The following is a 23,598-nucleotide window of genomic DNA, read 5'->3' on the forward strand; positions in this document are numbered from 1 at the left end:
GAGGACTGGTGAGTAAGGTAAGGCTAACCTAAGCTACACCGGGTCGGGTTCGGAAGGCCGGACCCGGCACGAAGGCCAAGTGGCGCTCCCCGCGGGCGCGGAGAGGAACGGCGGACGGTGCGACCGATACGCACACGAGCGGCGGGCGTCCTGCTGGCGCTGCTCGCCCTGACGGCGGCCGGCTGCGCCGGGACGGGCGGCTCACCGGGCACCGGGGCGAGCACGGGCGGCCGGGAACCCGCGAACCGCGTCGAGCCGCTCGGCGGCGCGCCCGCTCCCCGGCTGCCCGTCACCGTCGCCTCGGCCGACGGCCGCGAGGTCACCGTCGCGGCCGCCGGCCGGATCGTGCCGCTGTCGGGCAGCCTCAGCGAGATCGTCTTCGGCCTGGGCCTGGGCGACCGGGTCGTCGCCCGGGACGTCTCCGCGACCTTCGACCAGGCGAGACGGCTGCCCCTGGTCACCCGGGGGCACGACGTCTCCGCGGAGGGGGTGCTCTCGCTGCGGCCCGACCTCGTCCTCGCCGAGGAGACGACCGGGCCGGCGGAGGCCGTGCGGCAGATCCGGGACGCCGGGGTCCCCGTCCTCGTCGTCGCCCCCGCGCGCGGCCTCGACGACGTCGGGCCGCGGATCCGGGCCGTCGCCGGCGCGCTCGGCGTGCCCGGCGCGGGCGACCGGCTCACCGAGCGGTCCGAGCGGCGGATCGCCGCCGTGCGCGCGGGAGTTCCGGACGGACGCCCCGCGCCGCGGGTGGCGTTCCTGTATCTGCGCGGCTCCGCCTCCGTCTACCTGCTCGGCGGCAGGGACTCCGGGGCGACCTCGCTCATCGAGGCGGCCGGGGCGGTCGACGCCGGGGCCGAGGCAGGGCTGGAGAAGGACTTCACCCCGCTGACCAGCGAGGCGCTGGCGCAGGCCGCGCCCGACGCGATCCTGGTGATGAGCAAGGGACTTCAGTCCGTCGGCGGCGTCGACGGACTGGTGCGTATCCCGGGCGTCGCCCAGACCCCGGCCGGGGCCGCGCGGCGCGTGGTGTCCGTGGAGGACGGCGTGCTGCTGAGCTACGGCCCGCGCACCGACCAGGTGCTGCGGTCCGTCGTCGCACAGCTCTACGGGGACGCCGCCGGGTGACCGCCGTACTGGAGAAGCCCCTCGCCCGCGGCGCCGGACGGCGTGCCGTGTGGTGGCTGACGGGCGCGCTGGTCGCCGGACTGCTCGTCCTGGTGCCCGTCGCGGCGGCGACCGGGGCCTTCCCGGTGCCGGTCGGGGACGTGCTGGCCTCCGCCCGGCACCGGGCCGGGCTCGGGGGCGCGGAGCTGGACCGGGTCGCCGAGTCCGTGCTGTGGAACGTCCGGTTCCCGAGGATCGTGCTCGCGCTGCTGGTCGGTGCCTCGCTGGGCTGCGCGGGCGCGCTGATGCAGGGCGTGTTCGGCAACCCGCTCGCCGAGCCGGGCACCATCGGGGTGTCCTCCGGCGCGGCGGTCGGCGCGGTCGGCGCGATCTCGCTGGGCCTGGACACCCTCGGCACCTGGACCGTGCCCGTGCTCGCCTTCGCGGGCGGGCTGCTCACCGCGCTGCTGGTGTACGCGGGCTCCCGTTCGGGCGGCCGTACGGAGGTCGTGACGCTGATCCTCACCGGGATCGCGGTGAACGCCTTCGCGGGCGCGCTGATCGGGCTGTTCCTGTTCTTCGCCGACACCGCCGCGGTCAACCAGATCACCTTCTGGCAGCTCGGTTCGCTGGCCCAGGCGACCTGGCCGAAGGTACTGGCCGTACTGCCGTGCGCGGCGGCCGGGCTGACGCTGGCTCCGCTGTACGCGCGCCGGCTGGACCTGCTCGCGCTCGGCGACCGGCCCGCACGGCATCTCGGGGTGGAGGTGGAGCGGCTGCGGATCGTGCTGATCCTGGTGGTGGCGCTGCTGACGGCCGCCGCGGTGAGTGTCGCCGGGGTCATCGGGTTCGTCGGTCTGGTCGTCCCGCATCTGCTGCGGATGCTCGCCGGCCCCGGGCACCGCTTCCTGGTGCCGGGCAGCGCGCTGGGCGGTGCGCTGGTGCTGCTGGCCGCCGACCTCGCGGCCCGTACGGTCGCCGCTCCCGCCGAACTGCCGCTGGGCGTGCTGACCGCGCTGGTGGGGAGTCCGTTCTTCTTCTGGCTGCTGCGCCGCACCCGTCGTAGGCAAGGAGGCTGGGCGTGATCCGGCCGCGTACCCGTCGTGGACAAGGAGGCCGGGCGTGATCCGGCTGCGTACCCGTCCCGTACCGCCGCCCGCGCCCCGTGCGGGCGAGGTGCTCGCCGAGACCCGCGGACTCCAGGTGCGGCTCGGGTCCCGTGCGGTGCTGCACGGGGTGTCGCTTGCCGTCCGGGCGGGCGAGGTCCTCGCGCTGGCCGGGCCCAACGGGGCGGGCAAATCGACTCTGCTGGCGGCCCTCGCCGGGGATGTCACGCCCGCCGCCGGGACCGTACGGCTGCTCGGGCGGCCGGTGTCGGGGTGGAGCGCGCCCGAACTCGCCCTGCGCCGTGCGGTTCTGCCGCAGTCGGCGGAGCTGTCCTTCCCGTTCACGGTCGAGGAGGTCGTCCGGATGGGCCGCGCGCCCTGGGCGGCCGTGGACCCAGGCGCGGACGACGCCGCCGTGGCCGGGGCGATGGCGGCGGCGGAGGTGACGGGGTTCGCCGGACGGCCGTTCTCCGCGCTCAGCGGCGGCGAGCGGGCCCGGGTGGCGTTCGCCCGGGTGCTCGCCCAGCGCGCCCCGCTGCTGCTGCTCGACGAGCCGACCGCCGCTCTGGACCTCAGGCACCAGGAGTCGGTGCTGCGGCTGTGCCGGGAGCGGGCGCGGGCCGGGGAGGCGGTGGTGGCGGTGCTGCACGACCTGGGGCTCGCGGCGGCGTACGCGGACCGGGTGGCGGTGCTGCGGGCCGGGCGGGTCGCGGCGGCCGGTGCGCCTGCCGACGTGCTCACCGGGCCGCTGCTGTCGGAGGTGTACGACCAGCCGGTCGAGGTGCTGCCGCACCCGCGGTCCGGGGCGCCGATGGTCGTGCCGGTCCGGGACCTTGACGCTCCCTTGACTCTTCCATGACACCCGTTTTGAGCCACCGTGATCGGCCCGTGCCCATACCGCTTCTATGAGAGCTGAATCACCACACGCACGGGTATCACACAGGTAAGCCTCAGATAAGTTAGGTGAGCCTACCCACACCATGTGGCGTGGGTCACGTCGCTTTTCCGCCGCTTGTCTGGAGTCCGTATGCGTGCCGCCCGCCTCACCGTCGTGACCGCCGCCGCCACCGCGGCAGCCCTGACCGCCGTTACGGGATGCACCGAGAAGAGCAAGGCCGGCGAGGGCTCGGACCACGTCATCAACGTGACCGCCACCGACGACAAGTGTGAGGTGTCGAAGAAGGAGGTGCCCGCCGGGCACCTCGAACTCGCCATCGAGAACAAGGGCTCGAAGGTCACCGAGGTCTACGTCCTCTTCCCGGACGACCGCGTGGTGACCGAGCGCGAGAACATAGGCCCCGGCACCAAGCAGCGGGTCACCGCCGAGGTGAAGGCCGGCGACTACCAGATCGCGTGCAAGCCCGGCATGAAGGGCGACGGCATCCGCCAGGCCATCAAGGCCACCGGCAAGAACACCGCCGCGAAGCGTGACCCGCGCCTGGACAAGGCCGTCGCCGAGTACCGCGCCTACGTGCAGGCCCAGGCCGACGAGACGCTGCCGCTCGCCGAGAAGTTCGCCCAGGCCGTCAAGTCCGGTGACCTGAAGGCCGCGCAGGCCGCCTACGCCGGCTCCCGCATCGGCTGGGAGCGCACCGAGCCGGTCGCCGAGTCCTTCGGCGACATCGACCCCAAGGTCGACGTGCGCGAGGACGGCCTGGAGGACGGCCAGGACCCGGCCACCGACTGGACCGGCTGGCACCGCCTGGAGAAGGCCCTGTGGCAGGACAAGAAGATCGGCGACCGTGAGAAGGAGCTCGCCGACCTGCTGATCAAGGACCTGAAGGACTGGCAGAACCGGGTCGGCAAGGCCGAGATCACCCCGACCTCCATGGCCAACGGCGCCAAGGAGCTGCTCGACGAGGTCGCCACCGGCAAGGTCACCGGCGAGGAGGAGCGCTACTCGCACACCGACCTGGTCGACTTCAAGGCCAACGTCGAGGGCGCCGAGAAGTCCTACGCGCTGCTGAAGCCGGTCGCCCAGGAGAACGACGCCGAGCTCACCGCCGAACTGGACAAGCAGTTCGCCGCGTTGGACGCCCTGCTCGACAAGTACCGTGCGGACAAGGCGTCGTACGAGTTCACCTCGTACGACAAGGTCGGCAAGGCCGACCGCAAGGAGCTGTCGGACGCGGTGAACGCGCTCGCCGAGCCGCTCTCCCGGCTCGCCGCCGCCGTCGTCGCCAAGTGAGCGAGAGGCAACCGGACATGACCGACAAGGACAGCCCGGCGGCGACCGCCGGCACGGACGACACCCCGGCGACCGCCGCCGGCCCGGACGACACCCCCGCGGCCGACGGGACCCGGGCCACGCCCTCCCGTCGCGCGCTGCTCGGCTGGGGCGGTGCGGGCCTCGCGCTCGGCGCCGCCGCGGCGGGCGGCGCGGTCGCCCTGACCCGCGACGGCGACGCGGGCGACGACGCGCGGCCGGCCGCCGAGGCGGGCGCCGCGATCGCCTTCCACGGCGCCCATCAGGCCGGCATCTCCACCCCGGTCCAGGACCGGCTGCACTTCGCGTCCTTCGACGTCACCACCGAGGACCGCGCGGAGTTCGTCCAGCTGCTCAAGGACTGGACCGAGGCCGCCCGCCGGATGACCGCCGGGCAGGCGGTCGGCGAGGGCGGCTTCGGCGGGCTGCCCGAGGCACCGCCGGACGACACCGGCGAGGCCCTCGGCCTCAAGCCCTCCCGGCTCACCCTGACCATCGGCTTCGGCCCGTCGCTGTTCGAGAGGTTCGGCCTGGCGGCCCGGCGCCCCGAGGCCCTGGTCGACCTGCCGAAGTTCGCGGGCGACAACCTCGACCGCAACCGCAGCGGCGGCGACCTGTGCATCCAGGCCTGCGCGGACGACCCCCAGGTCGCCGTGCACGCGGTGCGCAACCTGGCCCGCATCGGCTTCGGCAAGGTCGTCGTCAGATGGTCCCAGCTCGGCTTCGGCAAGACCTCCTCGACCACGCCCGAGGCGCAGACCCCGCGCAACCTGATGGGCTTCAAGGACGGCACCCGCAACATCGCGGGCACCGAGACCGACCGCCTGGAGAAGCTCGTCTGGGTCGGTCCCAAGGACGGCAGCGACTGGATGACCGGCGGCTCCTACCTCGTCGCCCGGCGCATCCGGATGCACATCGAGACCTGGGACCGCACCTCCCTCCAGGAGCAGGAGGACATCTTCGGCCGCGACAAGGGCGAGGGCGCCCCGGTCGGCAAGGCCAAGGAGCGCGACGAGCCGTTCCTGAAGGCGATGAAGCCCGACGCGCACGTACGGCTCGCCCACCCCGACGCCAACGGCGGGGCGACGCTGCTGCGCCGCGGCTACTCCTTCACCGACGGCACCGACGGCCTCGGCCGCCTGGACGCAGGCCTGTTCTTCCTCGCCTACCAGCGCGACGTGCGCAAGGGCTTCATCCCCGTCCAGCGCAACCTCGCCACGGACGCCCTCAACGAGTACATCCAGCACGTGGGTTCGGCGGTCTTCGCCGTCCCGCCCGGCGTCCGCGACAAGGACGACTGGTGGGGCCGCACGCTCTTCGCGAAGGAGGCCTGAGCGGTGTTCTCCAACTACCTGATCGGACTGCGGGAGGGCCTGGAGGCCAGCCTCGTGGTCTGCATCCTGATCGCCTATCTGGTCAAGACCGGCCGCCGCGACGCGCTCAGGCCGATCTGGACCGGCATCGGCGTCGCGGTCGCGGTGGCCCTCGGCTTCGGCTGCGCCCTCGAATTCGGCTCCCAGGAGCTGACGTTCGAGGCGCAGGAGCTGCTCGGCGGCTCGCTGTCGATCGTCGCCGTCGGCCTGGTGACCTGGATGGTCTTCTGGATGCGGCGCACCGCCCGGCATCTGAAGGCCGAACTGCACGGCAAGCTGGACTCCGCGCTCCAGATGGGCACGGGGGCCCTGGTCGCCACCGCCTTCCTCGCCGTCGGCCGGGAGGGCCTGGAGACCGCACTGTTCGTGTGGACGTCCGTGCGCGCGGCCGGTGACGGCTCCCCGCGCCCGCTGATCGGCGCCGGACTGGGCCTGGCCACCGCGGTGTTGCTGGGCTGGCTGTTCTACCGGGGCGCCCTGCGGATCAACCTGGCGAAGTTCTTCACCTGGACCGGCGGCATGCTCGTGGTGGTCGCGGCGGGCGTGCTGGCGTACGGCGTCCACGACCTCCAGGAGGCCGACTTCGTACCGGGTCTGACCAGCAAGGCCTTCGACGTCAGCGGCACGATCCCGCCGGACAGCTGGTACGGCACGCTGCTCAAGGGCGTGTTCAACTTCCAGCCCGATCCGACCGTCCTCCAGGTCACGGTGTGGCTGCTGTACCTGATCCCGACGCTCGCGCTGTTCCTCGCCCCGGTAGGGTTCCCCTTCGGGAAGGGGAAGGTGAAGCAGCCCGATGACCAGGGATCGCAGCCGTCTGAGACTTCGCAGGCGTGACCGTAACGTCCTGACAGCGGCGGCCGTTGCGGCCGTCCTGTCGTTCACCGCGAGCGGATGCGTGGTGGTGCACGGGGAGCGCGAGGTGCTCCCCGCCGCCACCGCGTCCGAGGCCGCGGAGGCCTTGCGCGAGTTCACGACCGCGTACAACGCCGCCGACAAGGCCTACGACAGTTCCCTGGACGCCGGGCATGTCACCGGCGCGCTCGCCGACATAGACGCGGCCCGGCTGAAGGCGGGCCGCGTCAACCACCCCGACGGGAACCCGGCGCACACCCCGCTGGAGCTGACGGACGCGAAGTTCACGGTCGTGGAGAAGCCGGGCTGGCCGCGCTGGTTCCTCGCCGACGCCCGGGGCAACAAGGGCGGCGACGCCCGCTGGCTGCTGGTGTTCACCCGCGACCGCCAGGAGGCGCCCTGGGAGGTCGCGTATCTGACGCTCGTCGCGCCCGACGAGGTACCGGAGTTCAAGAAGGACGAGGACGGCCATGTCGAGGCCGTCCCGGCCGACTCCCCCGAACTGGCCGTTGCGCCCGAGGACTTGAGCCAGGGCTATGTGACGTACCTGAAGGTGGGCGGCAACGCCTTCGCCGACGGCACGCACACCTCGGCCTGGCGCGACCTGCGCGAGCAGAACGCCAAGCGGCCCGGTCTCGTACGCCAGTACATCGACGAGCCGCTCTCCCGGGGCGACTACGCCCCGCTGGCCCTGCGGACCGCCGACGGCGGCGCCCTGGTCTTCTTCAGCACCCACCACTACGAGAAGCAGACGGCCGCGGCCGGCGCGACCGTCCCCGCCCCCAACGACGACGTGCTCGCCCTCACCACCGGCGAGATCAAACAGTCCCTGACGATGGAGTTCGTCTCCAACCAGGCAGTCCTCAACCCCAGACAGGGCACAGCCGCCCCCCAACTGAGAATGCTGGGCAGAATCCAGGGCCTAACAGCAGCCAAGGGCGACTGACCCCAGCGCTTTAAGGGGCGCGGGGAACGGCGCAGTCTTTTCAGGGGCACGAGGAACTGCGCAATCCTCGAGGGGCGCGGGGAACTGCGCAATCCTTGAGGGGCGCGGGGAACTGCGCGACCAGCCCCACCCACCCCGCAGGAGAGCCACCCCCCGCCAAAACCCCTAGCGCCGCGACGGCCAGGTCGCCGACCCCTGCCCACCCACATGCCGCGCACACGCGTCAGTGAGCCGCTCCAACAACATCAACGGCTCCGGCAACGCGAACTCAGGCCCCCGCACCCAGTGCACGCCCTCCCCCTCGCCCCCGGGCAACCGCGCGGGCGGCACAAGAACGTACGACCCCCGGCAGTGCCACCGCAGCCCGGGATGCTCGTCCATCGTCTCGGGATGGCAGTCCAGCTCGCACGGCCACCACTCGTCCTCGTCCTCGGGCGTACCCCGCGTGAGAGTGAAGAAGTACATGCGCCCGTCGTCGCTCTCGGCGACCGGCCCGACCTCGACCCCGTCGGCGAGCAGCCGCTCCAGCGCCTCACGGCCGGCCTCGAGGGGCACGTCGAGGACGTCGTGGGTCATGCCGGTGGCGGTGATGAAGTTCGCCTCGGGCTGATGCCGGACCCAGCGCTCGACCTGCGCGCGGTCGGTGGTGGACTGCGTCTGCCAGGCGAACGACACCGGGTGCCGCGCGGGCGTGGGACAGCCGACCCGGTCGCAGGAGCAGCCGTAGCCCGGGGCCGGGTGGGCGGCGGGCGCGAGCGGCAGACCGGCCTCGGCGGTGGCGAGCAGCAGGGCCTCACGGCCGTCGTCGGTGGCGGCCGGTTCCGGGCCGCTTCGGCGCAGCCACTGGGAGATTCTGCCCCGCAGGCCGGTCGGGCCGGCGAACTCCGCGCTCATCTGTCCCCTCGCCTCGCTGTGGTGCGGACAGCATGCCTCATCGTCCCACCATCCTGCGCTTCGGGGGGCCGGAGCCGACAACCGGGAAGGGTGGGACGAGACGTACCCCACACCGGGATCAGCGCCGATGGCGTGCTTTGCCGGGATTTCCATGACTTGCCCCCGGCCTTACGGCACCCTCAATGGCACTGAGTGCCAGGCACTGCGGGGCCGGGGTGACGCAGCCGACAGTCGCCGGAAGGACCCTAGGCGCGCGGGGCGAGGCCGTGGAGGGCGTAGTCGACGAGGGTGTCGGTGTACTCGTGGGAGATCGGCGCGGTGCGCTGGAGCCAGCGCTGGGCGAGCGGGGAGACGAACAGCTCCAGGGCGATGCGCGGGTCCACCTCGGGGCGGACGTGCCCGGCGTCCTGGGCGGCGCGCAGCCGGTCGACGTAGAGCTGGAGCTGGGGCTCGAGGAGCTTGGCGACGAACTCGCGGCCGAGCTGCTCGTTGACCACGCCCTCGGCGGCCAGGGCGCGGCTGGGGACCTCGAAGCGGGGGTCGAGGAGTTCGTCGACGGTGGCCCGCAGGACGAACTTGAGGTCGGCGGCGAGGTCGCCGGTGTCCGGGAGGGCGTAGGTCTCCGGCGCGGCCTGTCCGGCCCCGTGGGCCGCCTGCGCCGCCTGCTCGCCGAGGTCCAGGAAGGCCTCCAGCAGGACGTCGGCCTTCGAGGACCACCAGCGGTAGATCGTCTGCTTGCCGACCCCGGCGCGGGCGGCGATGCCCTCGACGGTGGTCTTGGGGTAGCCGACCTCGCCGACGAGGGCGAGGGCGGCGTCGTAGATCGCGCGGCGGGACTTCTCGCTGCGGCGGCTGGCGTCGGGGGCGGGCTTGTCGACCATGCCCCCGACGATATCAGGAGGCGAGACGGAGCGTCTCGCCTCGGCCTCCACCGTCATCGCCCGGGAAGACGCCCAGGCATCCCCCGGGACGAAGCTCGGGCATCCCCAAGGCCGACTCAGCCCTCCGCCGGGTAGCGCACCCCGATCCGCTCGCGGATCGCGTCCAGCGTGCGCATCACGGCGAGGCTGCCGTCCAGCGGCACGAGCGGCGACTCGGTCTCCCCGGCCCGCAGCGCGCGCATCACCTCGCGGGCCTCGTGCTTGAGGGTGGTGCGCGGCCCGTGCGCGGGATCGGCGGCGAACTCCTCCGGCTCACGGCCGTCCCGGTGCAGCACGAACCGGTCCGGGTGGAAGAAGCCGTCCGGGATGTCGATGCGGCCCCGCGAGCCGGTGACCGAGGCCCGTACGGGCGTACCGCCGACGATGGAGCAGTGCAGCGAGGCGATGGCGCCGCTCTCCCAGGACAGCAAGGCGCCCGTCTGGAGATCGACGCCCTCCTTCGAGAGCACCGCTCGCGCCACGACGTCCGAGGGCTCGCCGAGCAGGAGCTGCGCGAACGACACCGGGTAGACGCCCAGGTCCAGCAGCGCGCCCCCGCCCTGGCGCGGGTCACGCAGCCGGTGGTCCGGCGGGAAGGGGCCGGAGAGCCCGAAGTCCGCCTGGACCGTGCGCACTTCGCCGATCGCCCCGTCCTCGACCATGGCCTTCAGGCGTCGCACCAGCGGGTTGCAGTAGGTCCACATGGCCTCCATGAGGAAGCGTCCGTGCTCCCGGGCGAGCCCGACCAGTTCGTCGGCCTCGCGGGCGTTCAGCGTGAACGTCTTCTCGCACAGCACGTTCCGGCCGGACTCCAGGCACAGCCCCGCGGCCGCCCGGTGCGAGGCGTGCGGGGTGGCGACGTACACGACATCGATGTCCTCGTCCATGGCCAGCGACGCCCAGTCGCCGTAGGCCCTGGGTATCCCGAAGCGTTCGGCGAACGCCTTCGCCGAGGCCTCGGTGCGCGAGGCCACCGCCACCACCTCCGCGTCCGGCAGATCCACCAGATCCGCCGTGAAGGTCGCCGCGATCCCGCCGGTCGCCAGAATCCCCCACCGCACGCTGTCAGCCATTCCCGCCCCATCCTCGGTCGGCCACAATCAATCAGCACTGTGTTCGAGCTGAGAGCATAGGCCGGTGGAGCACGGCTCGAAGATGGATGGAGAGCGAGGAGCGCATGGGCGAGGGCGGGGCCTCGACGCCTGATCTGTCACGGGCGGCCGCACCGACGAAGCGGCCGCCCGTCCCTGCGGCACGCCGGACCGGCCTGCTCGTCACCTTCGTCCTCGGCGGTCTGACGGCGACTCCGCCGCTGGCGATGGACATGTACCTCCCCGCGCTGCCGGAGGTCGCCCGCGTGCTGCACGCGCCCGCCGCGACCGTGCAGCTCACGCTCACCGCCTGTCTGGCCGGCATGGCGCTCGGCCAGCTCGTGGTCGGTCCGATGAGCGACCGCTGGGGCCGCCGCCGCCCGCTGCTGGCCGGACTGGCGGTCTATGTCGTCGCCACCGTGCTGTGCGCCGTGGCGCCCACCGTCGAGGCGCTGGTCGCGTGCCGGCTCGCGCAGGGGCTCGCGGGCGCGGCCGGGATCGTCGTGGCGCGGGCGGTGGTCCGCGATCTGTACGACGGCGTGGCGATGGCCCGGTTCTTCTCCACGCTGATGCTGATCTCGGGCGCGGCCCCGATCGTCGCGCCCCTGATCGGCGGTCAGGTCCTGCGGGTGACGGACTGGCGGGGCGTGTTCGTCGTCCTGGCGGTGATCGGGGTGCTGCTGCTGGGGCTGGTGTGGACCCGGCTGCCGGAGACCCTGGCTCCCGAGGAGCGGCATCGCGGCGGCATCGGGGAGACCCTGCGCTCGATCCGCGGGCTGCTGGCCGACGGGCCGTTCACCCGGTACACGCTCGTCGGGTCCTTCGCCTTCGCCGCGCTCTTCGCGTACATCTCGGCCTCGCCCTTCGTCGTGCAGGAGATCCACGGGGCCTCGGCGCAGACCTTCAGCCTGCTGTTCGGCCTGAACTCGGTGGGACTGGTGGCGGCCGGGCAGTTCAACGGCAAGGTGCTGGTGGGCCGGGTCCGGCTGGAACGGGTGCTGGTGGCGGGACTGGCGGTGGCGGTGCTCGCCGCGGGCGCGCTGCTGCTGATGTCGCTGGGCGTGTTCGGCGCCACGGGGCTGGTGCCGGTCGCCGCCGCGCTGTTCGTGCTGGTGACGTCGATGGGCGTGATCCTGCCCAACGCCCAGTCGCTGGCGCTGCTGCGCACCAGGCACTCGGCCGGGTCGGCGTCCGCGCTGATCGGCACCTCCTCGTTCCTGGTCGGTGCCGTGGCCTCCCCGCTGGTCGGGATCGCCGGTGAGGGCACCGCCGTGCCGATGGCCGTGGTGCAGCTGGTGGCGGCCGTGGCGGCGCTGGGCTGCCTGGCGGGCCGGCGGTGGCGCGAGGGCGCGGCCGGGACCGAGGGCTCCGGGTCCGGGGAGGAGAACTGAGCGCGCCGAGGCTTCGCGAGGGCACGCCGCTGCGGGCGGGCCTCGACCCCGGGGAGATCGACGCCCTGGTCCGTCATGTGCGCGGGCTGACGTCCGGGGAGCGGCCCTGGGCCGCGGGCGCCGTCGTGGTCGCCGGGCGCGGCCCGGTGCTCGCGGTGGCCGAGGCGGCGGGCTGGGCCGTGCGGTACTCCGGCTGGGACCCGGTGGCCGGCGCCGGGGTCGAACTGCCCGCCGGGCGGCGGGTCGCCATGACCGTGGACACGCCGTTCGACCTGGCCTCGCTGACCAAGCTGTTCACCTCGGTGGCCGCGGTGCAGCAGATCGAGCGGGGCACGCTGGGCATGGACGCGCTGGTCGGCGCGTATCTGCCGGAGTTCCACGCGGCCGCCGGGCACGGCGTCACCGTACGGCAGCTGCTCACGCACACCTCGGGGCTTCGGCCGGAGCTGCCGCTGTACGACTGCGCCGACGCCACCGAGCGGCTCGCGATGCTGCGGGCCGAGGCGCCGACGGGTGTGCCGGGCGAGTACGTGTACTCCGATCTGAACATGCTGCTGCTCCAGCACGTCCTGGAACGCATCACCGGGCGCGGGCTGGACGTGCTGATCCACGACGGCATCACCCGGCCGCTGGGCATGACGGCCACAGAGTTCGGGCCGTGCCCGGGGGCGGCGGCCACGGAGGACCAGCGGCGGCCGTGGGCGAAGGCGGACCGCGGGATGCTGCGCGGTCAGGTGCACGACGAGAACGCCTGGGCGCTGGGCGGGGTGGCCGGGCACGCGGGGCTGTTCTCCACGGGCCGTGATCTGGCGGTGTTCTGCCGGGCCCTGCTGGCGGGCGGCTCGCACGGGCCCGCCCGCATCCTCGGGCCCGACCTCGTGGAGCTGCTGCTGACGCCGCCGGGGCTGGGGTTCGCGCTGGACCAGCCGTGGTTCATGGGCGAGCTGGCGGGCCGGGGCGCGGCGGGGCACACCGGCTTCACGGGCACGTCCCTGGTCCTGGACCCGGCGACGGACACCTTCCTCGTCCTATTGGCCAACACCGTGCATCCGTGCCGGCGGCCCCCGGACAGTCGCCCGCGGGCGACGGCGGCGACCCGGCTGGCGCGGGCGGCCGCGAAGGCCTGAGGCGGCGGGGCGTCGGGAGGCACGGCCGAGGGGGCGGAGGGGGCGACGGTGGCCGCGGCGAAGGGGCCCGCCGGAGCTGAGAGAATCGCGGGGTGAACGCCCCCGTAAGCCCCGCCGAAACTCTGCGCGCCGCTCTCGCCGGGCTGCTCGACGGTCTGCCGCCGCGGCAGGCCGCGCAGGCGGTCGAGCGGCTGATCGCCAACTACCGGGGGACCACCCCCACCGACGCCCCGATCCTGCGGGACCGGGCGGACGTGGCGGCGTACGCCGCGTACCGGATGCCGGCCACCTTCGAAGCGGTGTCGGCGGCGCTGGAGGCGTTCGCGCGGGCCGTGCCCGGCTGGGTGCCGGGCAGCCAGGTGGACGTCGGCGGCGGGACGGGCGCCGCGACCTGGGCGGTGAGCGCGACCTGGGACGGGCCGCGCGAGGTGACCGTGCTGGACTGGGCGGAGCCCGCGCTGGCCCTGGGCCGGGAGATCGCGGCGGCCAACCCGGCGCTGGCCGGCGTACGGTGGCGGCGCTCGCGGATCGGGGCGGCGCTCACCCTGGAGAGCACCGACCTCGTCACCGTCTCCTATGTCCTCAACGAGCTCGCCGAGGCCGACCGCCGGGCCCTCGTGGACACGGCCGCGGCCGCCGCGCGGGCCGTGGTGATCGTCGAGCCGGGCACCCCGGACGGCTACGCCCGGATCATCGAGGCCCGGGACCGGCTGATCGCCGCCGGTTTCCGCGTCGCCGCGCCCTGTCCGCACAGCGCGGCCTGTCCGATCGTGCCGGGCGAGGACTGGTGCCACTTCGCGGCGCGGGTCAGCCGCTCCTCCCTGCACCGGCAGATCAAGGGCGGCTCACTGCCGTACGAGGACGAGAAGTTCGCCTATGTCGCGGCGACGCGCCTGCCCGCCGACGGCTCCCCCGTCTCCCCCGCGCCCGCCCGGGTCGTACGCCGGCCGCAGATCCGCAAGGGGCAGGTGCTCCTCGACCTGTGCGAGGCCGACGAGCACCTGCGCCGTACGACGGTCACCAAGCGCCACGGCGACCTCTACAAGGCGGCCCGCGACGCGGAGTGGGGCGATGCCTGGCCCCCGGCGGACTGACCCGTCGGCGCCCGGGACCCTCGCGTACCCTGCGGGGCCATGAACGCTGTGAAAACGGACGAGGAGCCCACCTCGGGGGCGCGCGGGATCGCGGTGGTGACGGGCGCGGGCTCGGGCATCGGCCGCGCGGTCGCCGTGGAACTGCTGAACGCCGGCTGGTCGGTGGCGCTGGCGGGCCGCCGGGCCGGGGCGCTGGAGGAGACGGCGGCGCTGGCACCCGGGGGCACCTCGATCGCCGTGCGGACGGACGTCTCACGGCCCGAGGACGTGGAGGCGCTGTTCGCCGCGACGGTCGCCCGCTTCGGCCGCGTGGACCTGCTGTTCAACAACGCGGGCACGTTCGGGCCCGGCGGCGTGCCCGTGGAGGAACTGCCCTACGAGGCGTGGCGTCACGTGGTGGACACCAACCTCAACGGGGCGTTCCTGTGCGCGCAGGCGGCGTACCGGCGGATGAAGGAGCAGGACCCGCAGGGCGGCCGGATCATCAACAACGGGTCGATCGCGGCGCACACCCCGCGCCCGCACTCGGTCGCCTACACGGCCACCAAGCACGCGCTGACCGGGCTCACCAAGTCGCTGTCCCTGGACGGGCGGCCGTACGGCATCGCGGTCGGGCAGATCGACATCGGCAACGCGGCGACGGACATGACGGTCCGCATGCAGACGGGGGCGCTCCAGGCCGACGGGCGCGTGGCGCCCGAACCCGTGATGGACGTGGCCGACGTGGCGCGCACGGTACGGCACATGGCGGAGCTGCCGCTCGCGGCGAACGTGCAGTTCGCGACGGTGCTGGCCACGGCGATGCCGTACGTCGGCCGCGGCTGAGGACGGCCCGGGGCGCACCCGGCGGGGCGCCCGGGGCCTTCGCAACAGGCCCGGCCGGCCGGGCGCGGTCGCGGTTCGGCGCCCACGCCTCTTGCCCGCCCGGGCAATTGCACAACCGGATTTTGAAACTCCGCCCTATTGCGGCCGGTAGGAGGCTTATGCTCAACTCTCCTACACAAGAGCTTCACACTTGAGGCTCTGTGGTTCCGGCCAACCCGAGGGGGGAGGCGGCAGCCGTTCCACGGCGCCGGGTGGGGGTGGACCCCGTCCGGGACGACGGGGTACGCACCGGCACGTGGAACGGCTGCCGCATGACCAGCTGATCCTCGCGGATCAGGCCTGGCCGGTCTCGAAGCGGGAGATCCTGCCGTCCTCGGACACCTCGAAGTGCCAGCGGGTGCGCATCTCGCCCCAGGTATCGTTGCGGTAGCTGGCGAGCAGGTCACGGCCGTTGTTCATCTCCCGGTCCACGTCCATGTGGCCGTGCGAGGAGAAGATCTCCCGGTCGATCCAGTCGGTGAGGTCCCGGTCGGAACCGTCGTCGGACATGGTCGCGTCGGGCGCCATCAGGTCCATGAACCGACGGCGGTCGTGCGCGTTGACGGCGGTGACGAAGGCGCGGACGGCCGGGTCGCTGAGCTTGGCGGTCTGAATCGTCATGCGGTCAGCCTCACACCGGCCCCACGGCCCCGCCACCGGAGTACGCGGCCGCTCCCGTCACCGGGCCGACGGCCACCCGAACGGCCGTACGGGCACAGCCACCGAAGGGCCCCGGTGCGACGGTGGAGGACGACACGCACAGCGGGGGACGTCTCTCTTCTGGAGTCATCGTGACCTGTTACGAACGACGTGATCTGGGCCTGCTGCTGCTCCGGCTGGCCACGGGCGGCGTGCTCGCCGCGCACGGCGCGCAGAAGCTGTTCGGCTGGTTCGGCGGCCACGGCATCGAGGGCACGGGCCAGTTCATGGAGTCCGTCGGCTACCGGCCGGGCAGGGCCAGCGCGCGGGCGGCCGGACTCGCCGAGGCGGGCGGCGGCGCGGCGCTGATGCTGGGCCTGGCCACCCCGGCCGCGGGCGCGGCGGCGGCCGGCGCGATGACGGGAGCCGCGGCGGTGCACGCACCCAACGGCTTCTTCAACCAGTCCGGCGGCTACGAGTACGCGGCCACCCTGGGCCTGGCCGCCACCGGTCTCGCGATCACGGGTCCCGGCCGTCTCTCCCTCGACCACGCCCTCGGCCATGTCTTCGACCGCGGCTGGATGGTCCCCACGGCCCTCGCCGCGACGGCCGCGGCCACCGCGGTGGTGGTCGGCACCCGCAACAGGCAGCTCCGCAAGGACGAACAGGCCGAGCAGCAGGCCCTGTTCGACGAGTCCGAGGCCCTGCTCGGGGAGTAGCGCCGCCGACCGGATCGCCCGGCCCGGACGGCCCTCCTTCGGCCGACGGGCCGGAGAACATCCCCTCCGGCGGGCCGACTTGGGGGGGACGGCTCCCTCCGCTCATCGGCCGGGCCCGCACCGCCCCTCCGGCACCGCTGTCCGGACCGGGCCGACGCCCGGAAGGACCGCGTTCCGCATCAGCCCGGCCTCTGGCGACCGCGTTCCGAGTCAGCCCCAGCTTCCGGCAACCGCGGCCCCGATCAGCCCGGCCTCCGGCAACCGCGGCCCGGATCAGCCCGGCCCCGGCCGTCCCTGAGTGCCCGGGGCCGCGCCGAGGGACCGGTCGCGCACCCGCGCCAGATGCCGCGCGAAGGTCTCCCTGGCGGCGGGCGTCAGTGAACGCAGCGCGACCATCGCGGTGATGACCACGTCGCACAGCTCCGCCTCGACGTCGTCCCAGGTGTGGGTGACCCCCTTGCGCGGGTTCTGCCCGGTCGCCCCGATCACCGCGCTCGCGACCTCGCCGACCTCCTCCTGGATCTTCAGCAGCCGCAGCAGCAGTCCTTCCCGCCCGCCGTAGTCAGGATTGCCGTCGAGCCACTCCCAGAGCGCGTCGACGGTGTCCCAGGGGTCGGTGCCGGGTGCCGGTGTCACCTCGTGTGTCATGCGGGGCAGCCTGCCACGGAGACGCGCCCTTGCGGTCGCCCGGCGCCGATGGCGACCCGCGTCGGCCGTGCGGCTGCGCTCTGCCCACTTACATCAGCAGAGCGCAGCGGGCCCGAAGAGCCCTCCGGGAGATCATCACCATCCGTCCCGCGCTCTGCTCGAGCTGAGAGAGGCCGACATGGGTGCGACTCCGAACACCTCCACGACCACCATCACCGTCGATACGACACAGACGACCGACTGCCGCGGTACCGCCAAGTTCCTCGTCATCGCCGAGTCGGTGGCAACGCAGGCCAACAAGGACCTCGCCAATCTGACGAAGAGCGGCGACGATTCGGTGGACGTCACGGGCGAACTCCTCGCGGCCGGCGTCAGTGCGGCCGCCTCGGTCGGCCTGCTCCTCGCCAGCAGCGTCAACGCGGGCGTGGCCACCGCAGGCCTGGTCACCTCCAACGACTCGGTGGGTCAGCTGGAGATCTCCGTCTCCAACGAATCCTCGCAACCTGTGACGATCTACAACTACGAGACGACGAACTGCGCGGCCAGCAACCTGCCCAACCCGCTTCCTCCCGGGTCGAGCGACGTGGCCGTGATCACCAAGGACGACAGCTTCGCGGACAACGACACGGTCAGGCTGGACTTCTGCATCGGCGGCAGCGATCCCATCCTCTTCAGTCTCTGGTACACCTACAACGCCGACGACGACGAGCGGTGGTTCCTCAGCGCCGACGTCGACGACGCGACGGCGACGGGCTCGAACCCGACGTACGCCAACAGGCAGACCTACGCCCACAGGCGTCAGATGTTCGGGCTCACCTTCGCCGCGCCCACCACGGCCCCCACCAAGCCCTCCTTCTCGGTCTACAGCTCGCCCATCGAGACCGGCAGCGGTCTGCTGTCCCTCGTCATCTACGACCTGGCCCCTTGATTCCCCGACCCGACCAGACGGAAGAGTCCCCGGCAGCCCTGCTGTCGGGGACTCTTCCGCCTACGACCCGTCTACGAGTCCATCTCCGCCCGGTGCCGGAAGCGGGGCGGCCAGTCCGCGGCGGAGAGCACCCCTTCCGCGTACGCGCGTGCCACGATGGCCCCCCTGCTGCCGGCCGAGAGCCTCTGCCGCAGCTGTTTCAGCCGGTAGTCGATTCCTTGACGACTCATGCACAGGGCGTCCGCGATCTCCGCGTTGCTCTCGCCCACGGCCAGCCGCTCCAGCACCTGCCCGTCGAGGTCGGACAGTTCGGGGCTGGCGCTTCTGGCGGTCATCTGCGTGGCCGGTTCGCCCCATGACTCGACCGTCCAGGCCGTGGCCATCGGGTCGCTGGCGCTGTCGCGGAGGGTCCGGATGCCCACTCTGGCGAGCAGCGTCTCTCCCCCGTGACGCGTGAAGACCAGGTCCTGCTCGGCGGTGATGTCCTGGCCGTCGGCCAGCGCCTGCCGCAGCGCGTCGTACGACTCCCGTGAGCAGGGGTTGATCCAGCGGCCGAGGTCAAGTCCCGCCAGTTGCCCGGGGGGCAGACCCAGCATGGCACCGAACTCCTCGTTGGCCTCCTCCACGCACTGCCGGAGGTCCACGACGGCCAGTGGCCGGCGGGCGCTCTCGATGAGCGCGCGGTAGCGCTGCTGTCCGTCCTCCAACTGCTCACGCAGCCGTATCGCCTCGCTGACGTCCAACGCGGTGTGCAGGGTGAGTTCGGCTCCGCTCGGGCCGGGCACGGACAGGCGACGCGACCGGAACACCCGGTCCCCGCTGCTGCTCGTCCATTCGCCGTTCTGCGGCGGCTCGCCCGACGCCACCGGTAGGAGCGCCTGCTCCCGATTGCCGACCGCCTCCTCCGCACAGGCCGCGCCCACGGCGTCGAGGAACAGCTGGTTGGCGAAGATCACGCGATCGTCCGGGTCCAGGATGGAGGCCGCGCACGGGCCTTGTTCCAGGAAGGCGTAGAGCAGTTGCTCCGAACTGGCGCGCCGCCGCTGCTCCTCCATCGCCTCCGACAGGTCGACGGCGGCGCCCATCACCCCGACGATCTCGCCGTCCGCTCCCCGCAGAGGTGCGACACAGGCCCGGATCGCCCCGGTCCACCCCATCAGCCAGTTGACGGTCTCACCGGCGCGGGCCCGCAGGTGCGCGGCGACATCGGGGTGCTGCGGATACCGGAGGTCGAACCCCTTCCGCCCCTCCTGCGCGACGACGGCCCGGGACATGGCCACCTGATGGTTCAGTCCGGGACCGGCCACCATGGTGGTGAAGGTCAGGTTGAGATCCGTGGTCCACAGCCCCAGCGGCAGCGTTGTCAGCACCCCTGCCAACAGCGACTCAAACGGCTGGGACGGCATCTTCCGGGCACATGTCAGCCTGCCTCCTGCAACATGGCCTTCATCTTTGCAGGTTGCACCTAGGGTCCGCCAACGTCGGAACTCAGGGTTGACCTCCGGTCGGCCATGGCGGCGGGCATGCGTCTCCCCCGACGGCACGGGACTCCCAGCCCGCGGCGCCGTACGAGAGGACGGTGAGCCTCCCGCCTGCGGACTCCAGCGCGCAGACGGTCGGGGGGTCGGCCGGATGCAGGGTGGGGAAGACGGCGTCCGCGCGGGGCACTTCAGGCATCCGCCCGACCGCTCCGAGGACCGGGAGGACATCGTCCGGCGTTTGCGCCCGCATCGCTCGGAGAGTGCCGTCCCGTCCTGTCAGATAGACGAGCGCCTCCCCCTGCGGCCCTCCGGCGACCCGCACGTCCCGCACGGGACACCGCCCGGCCGCCTCGATCGGACCACGGCGTCCCGCCCACGCGTAGAGCACTCCGTCCCGGCCGGTGAAGAGGGGACGGGGCGTGAGGGGGTCGACCCGCCCTTACGTTCCGACCACACCGCTCGCCCCGAGGCCACCGCCGCCGTACTCGGTCGGGCCCCACAGCACGGACGTGCCCTGTCGCCCCTGCCAGCGCAGCAGCCTGCCCTCCAGCGCCGCGTCCACCACCCACACGTCGGGGCCGGTCATGGAAAGGGTGAAGGCGGACGTACCGAACCCCTCCGGCATCCGGTAGTACGTCATCGGATGGGCCGGGCTGCTGAGCCACAGCCGGGGAACGGGCGAGCCGGCCCGCCTGGCCGTCCCGTAGAGGACGGGCGTCCAGTGGAGCGGCCCTGCCCGGTAGTAGGTCACGGCGAGCCGCACGATCCCCTTGCCCAGGCCGTACCGCACCGGACTGCCCAGACCGCCCGGCGTCAACGGGGCCCACCACAAGTCACCCGACGCGTCGGTCCAGTGGGCGCACACGGTCAGCCCCTGGACCGTCACCACGACCGCGGTGGCCGTGGACGGCTGGCCCGGCAGCTCCTGGAGGTGCCAGGAACCGCCGGGCCCGGACGGATCCCGCGACAGATGGCGGACGCGACCCCATCCGTCCTCGTTTCCGTCCTCGTTCTCCGTGAGAACGAAGGCTTCGGCGGTGCCGTCCTTGAACGGATTACGGAAGGGGGCGACGGGAGCGGGACCGCTCTGGTCGAGATACTCCCGGCCTGTTTCGCCGTGCGCTCCTTTTTCGCCGTGCGCTCCTGTTTCACGGAAAGCCATGGAAGCCTCCTCGGCGTTCTGTCCTTCAAGTGGGTCGTACAGGCGGCGGCAAAAGCCTGAAATCGCTCCCCTTCCGGGGCGCCCGTGGCACCGTTCGGGCGAATGCGCCGCGCCGGTCCCAGGCATACGCCGAATCGGCCCCCGGAGGACGGTCGCAACTTCAGGCAGAAGCCAGGAAAGCCACCGAGCGGGTCGCACAACTCCCTTTCAAGCTGGGTGACGTGACGGAGTTCTCATTGATCGGAGGATGCCGCCGTGAGCCCTTACGACAGGGAATGGATCACGACAGAACTGAAGAGATTCGCCGAGCGCGCCGAAGCGGGAGAGAAACCTCGGTCGCTGCACGAAGAGCTCCTGCAGCGGCTCTGGCCCTGGGGAAAGCGGACAGCCGACCGGCTGGCGGCAGGCCTCCCGGCCGAAGCCGACCGCGACGCGGTGCGCAGCGAGGTCATGTGGGAGCTGTACCAGGCGATCGTCAGGATCGACTGGAAGAGGTACGAGGTGTGGCCCGCCCTGCTCAGAGCCCGTATCCGGGGCGCGTTCACGGCGGCCGCACGGGCCGAGGACCCGCTCTCACGAGGCCAGCGCCGTGCGCGCAGGCAGTTCCTCAGGCTGGAGGAGAGGGCCGTGCAGGGCCTGGGGCGCATGCTCACCCCCGGCGAGAAGGCCGGCCTCGCGTCCCGGGTGGGCCCGAGGAACGGTGAGCTCTTCGTTCTTCACGGCTTCCAGCGCCCCGCGAGCATCGAGGACGTCGAACTCTCCCTTGCCGACCCGGCGCAGGATCCCGAGAGCGAGACCGTTCGCAGATTCCACGGAGAGGCCCTTCGCGACTGGCTCGAGAACGACCTCCCTCCCGAACTGGCTGCCCGCCTCTCCGAATTGCTCCGGCGGGACACCGATTCCCTGCCGGCCGGCCTGCGCGGAAGGCTCACGCCGTATCTCCCGGCACTTCGGCTTCGCCTGGCCGATCCCGACGACCGTATGCCGCTCCCGGAAAGGAACCGGAATGCCGCGTAATACTCCCCCGCTCCGCTCGCGAAGGAGAAATCGGATGATGACGATCCTGACGTCAGAACGGTTGTGGCGCCGTCCACTGGCGCTGGCGACCACACTGTTCCTCACCGTGACGGCCTGGAGCGCCACGGCACTTCCCTCGGCCCACGCGCCGGCCGGCCATTCGGTAGCGCTTGCCGGGACCGAGAAGTCCAGGACTCAACAGCCGTTCGGTGGCCTCGACCGAAGCGGTGGCGGGAACACGGGCGGCGGGGCGAGCACCGAAGGGTGGCCGATGTTCCGTTTCGACTCGGCACACACGACGTTCAATCAGCACCTCACCGGGCTGCAGAAGTCAGAAGTGCCACAGCTCCGGTTGAAGCCGGGCTGGCCCTTCGACGCGGGGGGCGCCGTCGCCTCCTCCCCGGCGGTCGTCGACCGGGTCGCCTACGTCGGTTCCAACGACACGCACCTCCACGCGGTCGACATGAACGGCAGCCTCCTGTGGCGTTTCCCCACCAACGGCGACGTCGTGTCCTCACCCGCGGTGGTGGGCGAACAGGTCTTCTTCACCTCCGCCGACGGGAACCTCTATGCCGTCAGCACCTCGGGAAAGGCATTGTGGTCGAAAGCCTTCGGATTCGGACGATCGTCCCCGGCCGTCTCCGAGGACGGAACAACCGTGTTCGCCGCCGCCGAGGACGGAGACAAGCGTCTCTACGCCTTCGAGGCGGCGACCGGAAACCTCAAGTGGACCTACCCCAACGCGGGAGCCGGGAACGGCTATCAGGGATCGCCGGCCGTGAAGGGGGGCAGGGTCTACATCGGTGACGACCAAGGCGTCGTGGCCGCCCTCGACGTGAACACCGGTGCCGCGGCCTGGACATACGACAGCCCCGGCGCGGAAGGCATTCTCTCTTCCCCGGCCGTGACCGACGAAGCGCTCTACATCGGCATCGGCAACTCGCTGACGGCGCTCGATCCCGCCACGGGCCTCCCCAAGTGGCAGGTGCCGACCGGTGGGCGTGTCACGGCCTCGCCTGCCGTCGACACGACCCACGAGCTCGAGGACCGCGTCTATGTGACCGCCAACGACGGGTTCCTGTACGCCGTCCAGAACCACGGGACCACGGTCCAGCAGACCCGCGTAGGCCCCGCGGGAACGTCCGGACTCGTCTCCTCCCCTGCCGTGGCCCACGACGTCGTCTACGTCGGCGCCGGCAACTACGCCGCCGCGTACGACGCGACCGACCTGACTCCGCTGTGGACGGGTGATCCCACGAACGGCCGTGTGACCTCGTCGCCGACCCTCGCCGAGGGGCAGCTCTTCGTCGGTTCGGAGGACGGAGCGCTGTACGCCTACTCCGTGACCGGCGGTCCGGCCACTCCGGCCCCTCCGGCAGTCCCGGCCACCCCTGCTGCCCCTGCGCCGACACCGGGTTCCGCGCCGACATCCGGAGCGGCGCCCGCTCCCGCGGCCCCTGTGACTCCCGCGACTCCTCCGGTGTCGTCGCCCGCCACCGCGTCCCCGGCCCAGCCGTCGACGGCCGGTGCTGTGACACCCCCGCCCGGAAAGTAGCTTCCCTTCCCGGACACTCCAGCCGGTCACAGCGGCAGCGCCGGGCCCGGCCCGGCGCTGCCTTCTCCAAACGCCCGCTCGTCCCGGTGCGGGTTCTGGTTCACGCCCCCCCGTTCCCGGGCACCACGAGAGAGGCCTGCCGCGATGAAGAACCCGAAGCAGACCCTGCATGGCGTCATGCACACCCTCATCGGCCTCGTACTGGTACTCCCCGTCGTCGTGGAGGTGAGCGGCCTGCACACCACCGTCCCGTGGGTGGCGGGAGCATTGGCCGTGTCAGCGGCGCTGTCTCGCATCCTGGCGGTCCCGTCGGTCCGAGCCGCTCTGCCCGAATGGCTCCGTCCGGTCCATGAGACGCCGTCGGCCGGCGAAGGGACTAACGGCTCCGTGCCGGACGTCCCGCCTGATCCGGCGGAGCCGACCCGCCGCTGAACCGCGGCCCACCGGCGTGGTCGGCCGCCATGCCCCGCGAGGCGGA

The 23,598-nt window shown here is 72.5% G+C and carries 23 protein-coding genes; 16 read left to right on the forward strand and 7 right to left on the reverse strand.

The window, feature by feature from the left end; all coding sequences use genetic code 11:
* The first annotated feature begins 126 nt into the window (after window positions 1–126).
* The 7 genes from ACZ6SQ_RS05030 (at window position 127) to ACZ6SQ_RS05060 (ending at window position 7,590) form a co-directional block, all read left to right on the forward strand.
* Window positions 127–1,125: a heme/hemin ABC transporter substrate-binding protein gene (locus ACZ6SQ_RS05030; RefSeq protein ID WP_469557203.1), complete on the forward strand. Its 999-nt coding sequence runs from the start codon at window positions 127–129 to the stop codon at window positions 1,123–1,125.
* Window positions 1,122–2,189 (forward strand): FecCD family ABC transporter permease, encoded by a 1,068-nt coding sequence (locus ACZ6SQ_RS05035; RefSeq protein ID WP_469556816.1) that lies wholly within the window; start codon window positions 1,122–1,124, stop codon window positions 2,187–2,189. The genes ACZ6SQ_RS05030 and ACZ6SQ_RS05035 overlap by 4 nt, the downstream gene beginning before the upstream one ends.
* A 37-nt stretch (window positions 2,190–2,226) precedes the next feature.
* A complete protein-coding gene (locus ACZ6SQ_RS05040; RefSeq protein WP_469556818.1) occupies window positions 2,227–3,069 on the forward strand; it encodes a heme ABC transporter ATP-binding protein in 843 nt (280 codons plus the stop codon).
* A 168-nt stretch (window positions 3,070–3,237) separates the two neighbouring features.
* Window positions 3,238–4,398, forward strand: coding sequence for an iron uptake system protein EfeO (efeO, locus tag ACZ6SQ_RS05045; RefSeq protein ID WP_469556820.1), 1,161 nt, complete (start codon window positions 3,238–3,240; stop codon window positions 4,396–4,398).
* A gap of 17 nt (window positions 4,399–4,415) precedes the next feature.
* Entirely contained in the window at window positions 4,416–5,750 is a 1,335-nt protein-coding gene (gene efeB, locus ACZ6SQ_RS05050; protein WP_469556822.1) for an iron uptake transporter deferrochelatase/peroxidase subunit, read from the forward strand.
* A 3-nt stretch (window positions 5,751–5,753) separates the two neighbouring features.
* Window positions 5,754–6,626 (forward strand): iron uptake transporter permease EfeU, encoded by an 873-nt coding sequence (gene efeU / locus ACZ6SQ_RS05055; RefSeq protein WP_469556824.1) that lies wholly within the window; start codon window positions 5,754–5,756, stop codon window positions 6,624–6,626.
* Window positions 6,586–7,590 (forward strand): SCO2278 family lipoprotein, encoded by a 1,005-nt coding sequence (locus ACZ6SQ_RS05060; protein ID WP_469556826.1) that lies wholly within the window; start codon window positions 6,586–6,588, stop codon window positions 7,588–7,590. The genes efeU and ACZ6SQ_RS05060 overlap by 41 nt, the downstream gene beginning before the upstream one ends.
* A 165-nt stretch (window positions 7,591–7,755) precedes the next feature.
* Here the strand turns inward: ACZ6SQ_RS05060 and ACZ6SQ_RS05065 are convergent, their stop codons facing one another.
* From ACZ6SQ_RS05065 to ACZ6SQ_RS05075, 3 genes are all read right to left on the reverse strand, one after another.
* Window positions 7,756–8,484, reverse strand: coding sequence for a bifunctional DNA primase/polymerase (locus ACZ6SQ_RS05065; protein WP_469556828.1), 729 nt, complete (start codon window positions 8,482–8,484; stop codon window positions 7,756–7,758).
* Window positions 8,485–8,729: 245 nt separating this feature from the next.
* A complete protein-coding gene (locus ACZ6SQ_RS05070) occupies window positions 8,730–9,365 on the reverse strand; it encodes a TetR/AcrR family transcriptional regulator (protein WP_469556830.1) in 636 nt (211 codons plus the stop codon).
* A 116-nt stretch (window positions 9,366–9,481) separates the two neighbouring features.
* Window positions 9,482–10,477, reverse strand: coding sequence for a Gfo/Idh/MocA family protein (locus ACZ6SQ_RS05075; RefSeq protein WP_469556832.1), 996 nt, complete (start codon window positions 10,475–10,477; stop codon window positions 9,482–9,484).
* 104 nt (window positions 10,478–10,581) lie between these two features.
* Between ACZ6SQ_RS05075 and ACZ6SQ_RS05080 the strand changes: the two genes are divergently transcribed.
* The 4 genes from ACZ6SQ_RS05080 (at window position 10,582) to ACZ6SQ_RS05095 (ending at window position 14,932) form a co-directional block, all read left to right on the forward strand.
* Window positions 10,582–11,886 (forward strand): multidrug effflux MFS transporter, encoded by a 1,305-nt coding sequence (locus ACZ6SQ_RS05080; protein ID WP_469557205.1) that lies wholly within the window; start codon window positions 10,582–10,584, stop codon window positions 11,884–11,886.
* Window positions 11,832–13,013, forward strand: a complete 1,182-nt coding sequence (locus tag ACZ6SQ_RS05085; RefSeq protein WP_469556833.1) for a serine hydrolase domain-containing protein — start codon at window positions 11,832–11,834, stop codon at window positions 13,011–13,013. The genes ACZ6SQ_RS05080 and ACZ6SQ_RS05085 overlap by 55 nt, the downstream gene beginning before the upstream one ends.
* A 92-nt stretch (window positions 13,014–13,105) precedes the next feature.
* Window positions 13,106–14,107, forward strand: coding sequence for a small ribosomal subunit Rsm22 family protein (locus tag ACZ6SQ_RS05090; RefSeq protein ID WP_469556835.1), 1,002 nt, complete (start codon window positions 13,106–13,108; stop codon window positions 14,105–14,107).
* Window positions 14,108–14,146: 39 nt separating this feature from the next.
* Window positions 14,147–14,932 carry an SDR family oxidoreductase gene (locus ACZ6SQ_RS05095; protein ID WP_469556837.1) on the forward strand — a complete coding sequence of 262 codons (786 nt, stop codon included), beginning with the start codon at window positions 14,147–14,149 and terminating at the stop codon, window positions 14,930–14,932.
* Window positions 14,933–15,265: 333 nt separating this feature from the next.
* Here the strand turns inward: ACZ6SQ_RS05095 and ACZ6SQ_RS05100 are convergent, their stop codons facing one another.
* Window positions 15,266–15,592 carry a nuclear transport factor 2 family protein gene (locus tag ACZ6SQ_RS05100; protein WP_469556839.1) on the reverse strand — a complete coding sequence of 109 codons (327 nt, stop codon included), beginning with the start codon at window positions 15,590–15,592 and terminating at the stop codon, window positions 15,266–15,268.
* A 170-nt stretch (window positions 15,593–15,762) separates the two neighbouring features.
* Here ACZ6SQ_RS05100 and ACZ6SQ_RS05105 point away from each other — a divergent pair, with 170 nt between their 5' ends.
* Window positions 15,763–16,329, forward strand: a complete 567-nt coding sequence (locus ACZ6SQ_RS05105) for a DoxX family protein (protein WP_469556841.1) — start codon at window positions 15,763–15,765, stop codon at window positions 16,327–16,329.
* Window positions 16,330–16,602: 273 nt separating this feature from the next.
* Here ACZ6SQ_RS05105 and ACZ6SQ_RS05110 read toward each other — a convergent pair whose 3' ends face one another.
* Complete coding sequence (locus ACZ6SQ_RS05110) at window positions 16,603–16,977, reverse strand: MazG-like family protein (protein WP_469556842.1); 375 nt, start codon at window positions 16,975–16,977, stop codon at window positions 16,603–16,605.
* A gap of 178 nt (window positions 16,978–17,155) precedes the next feature.
* On the opposite strand from ACZ6SQ_RS05110, the gene ACZ6SQ_RS05115 reads away from it, so the two are divergent.
* Window positions 17,156–17,905, forward strand: a complete 750-nt coding sequence (locus ACZ6SQ_RS05115; protein ID WP_469556844.1) for a hypothetical protein — start codon at window positions 17,156–17,158, stop codon at window positions 17,903–17,905.
* 71 nt (window positions 17,906–17,976) lie between these two features.
* On the opposite strand, the gene ACZ6SQ_RS05120 is transcribed toward ACZ6SQ_RS05115, so the two are convergent.
* Window positions 17,977–19,275, reverse strand: a complete 1,299-nt coding sequence (locus ACZ6SQ_RS05120; RefSeq protein WP_469556846.1) for a PAS domain-containing protein — start codon at window positions 19,273–19,275, stop codon at window positions 17,977–17,979.
* Between the two features lie 550 nt (window positions 19,276–19,825).
* Window positions 19,826–20,548, reverse strand: a complete 723-nt coding sequence (locus ACZ6SQ_RS05125) for a hypothetical protein (RefSeq protein ID WP_469556848.1) — start codon at window positions 20,546–20,548, stop codon at window positions 19,826–19,828.
* Between the two features lie 255 nt (window positions 20,549–20,803).
* Between ACZ6SQ_RS05125 and ACZ6SQ_RS05130 the strand changes: the two genes are divergently transcribed.
* The 3 genes from ACZ6SQ_RS05130 to ACZ6SQ_RS05140 all read left to right on the forward strand — a co-directional run bounded on the left by ACZ6SQ_RS05130 (window position 20,804) and on the right by ACZ6SQ_RS05140 (window position 23,552).
* The gene (locus ACZ6SQ_RS05130) at window positions 20,804–21,565 is read left to right on the forward strand and encodes a hypothetical protein (RefSeq protein ID WP_469556850.1); all 762 of its coding nucleotides are present in this window, start codon (window positions 20,804–20,806) and stop codon (window positions 21,563–21,565) included.
* Between the two features lie 271 nt (window positions 21,566–21,836).
* Window positions 21,837–23,120, forward strand: a complete 1,284-nt coding sequence (locus tag ACZ6SQ_RS05135) for an outer membrane protein assembly factor BamB family protein (RefSeq protein ID WP_469556852.1) — start codon at window positions 21,837–21,839, stop codon at window positions 23,118–23,120.
* 144 nt (window positions 23,121–23,264) lie between these two features.
* Entirely contained in the window at window positions 23,265–23,552 is a 288-nt protein-coding gene (locus ACZ6SQ_RS05140) for a hypothetical protein (protein ID WP_469556854.1), read from the forward strand.
* Window positions 23,553–23,598 lie beyond the last annotated feature (46 nt).

Source organism: Streptomyces sp. NPDC048600 (assembly GCF_055587025.1).

Coding starts and splice junctions, on each gene's coding strand:
- efeO (WP_469556820.1), top strand. CDS start 3,238: ATGCGTGCCGCCCGCCTCACCGTCGTGACCGCCGCCGCCACCGCGGCA.
- efeB (WP_469556822.1), top strand. CDS start 4,416: ATGACCGACAAGGACAGCCCGGCGGCGACCGCCGGCACGGACGACACC.
- ACZ6SQ_RS05060 (WP_469556826.1), top strand. CDS start 6,586: ATGACCAGGGATCGCAGCCGTCTGAGACTTCGCAGGCGTGACCGTAAC.
- ACZ6SQ_RS05065 (WP_469556828.1), bottom strand. CDS start 8,484: ATGAGCGCGGAGTTCGCCGGCCCGACCGGCCTGCGGGGCAGAATCTCC.
- ACZ6SQ_RS05070 (WP_469556830.1), bottom strand. CDS start 9,365: ATGGTCGACAAGCCCGCCCCCGACGCCAGCCGCCGCAGCGAGAAGTCC.
- ACZ6SQ_RS05075 (WP_469556832.1), bottom strand. CDS start 10,477: ATGGCTGACAGCGTGCGGTGGGGGATTCTGGCGACCGGCGGGATCGCG.
- ACZ6SQ_RS05080 (WP_469557205.1), top strand. CDS start 10,582: ATGGGCGAGGGCGGGGCCTCGACGCCTGATCTGTCACGGGCGGCCGCA.
- ACZ6SQ_RS05095 (WP_469556837.1), top strand. CDS start 14,147: ATGAACGCTGTGAAAACGGACGAGGAGCCCACCTCGGGGGCGCGCGGG.
- ACZ6SQ_RS05100 (WP_469556839.1), bottom strand. CDS start 15,592: ATGACGATTCAGACCGCCAAGCTCAGCGACCCGGCCGTCCGCGCCTTC.
- ACZ6SQ_RS05110 (WP_469556842.1), bottom strand. CDS start 16,977: ATGACACACGAGGTGACACCGGCACCCGGCACCGACCCCTGGGACACC.
- ACZ6SQ_RS05115 (WP_469556844.1), top strand. CDS start 17,156: ATGGGTGCGACTCCGAACACCTCCACGACCACCATCACCGTCGATACG.
- ACZ6SQ_RS05125 (WP_469556848.1), bottom strand. CDS start 20,548: ATGGCTTTCCGTGAAACAGGAGCGCACGGCGAAAAAGGAGCGCACGGC.
- ACZ6SQ_RS05135 (WP_469556852.1), top strand. CDS start 21,837: ATGTTCCGTTTCGACTCGGCACACACGACGTTCAATCAGCACCTCACC.
- ACZ6SQ_RS05140 (WP_469556854.1), top strand. CDS start 23,265: ATGAAGAACCCGAAGCAGACCCTGCATGGCGTCATGCACACCCTCATC.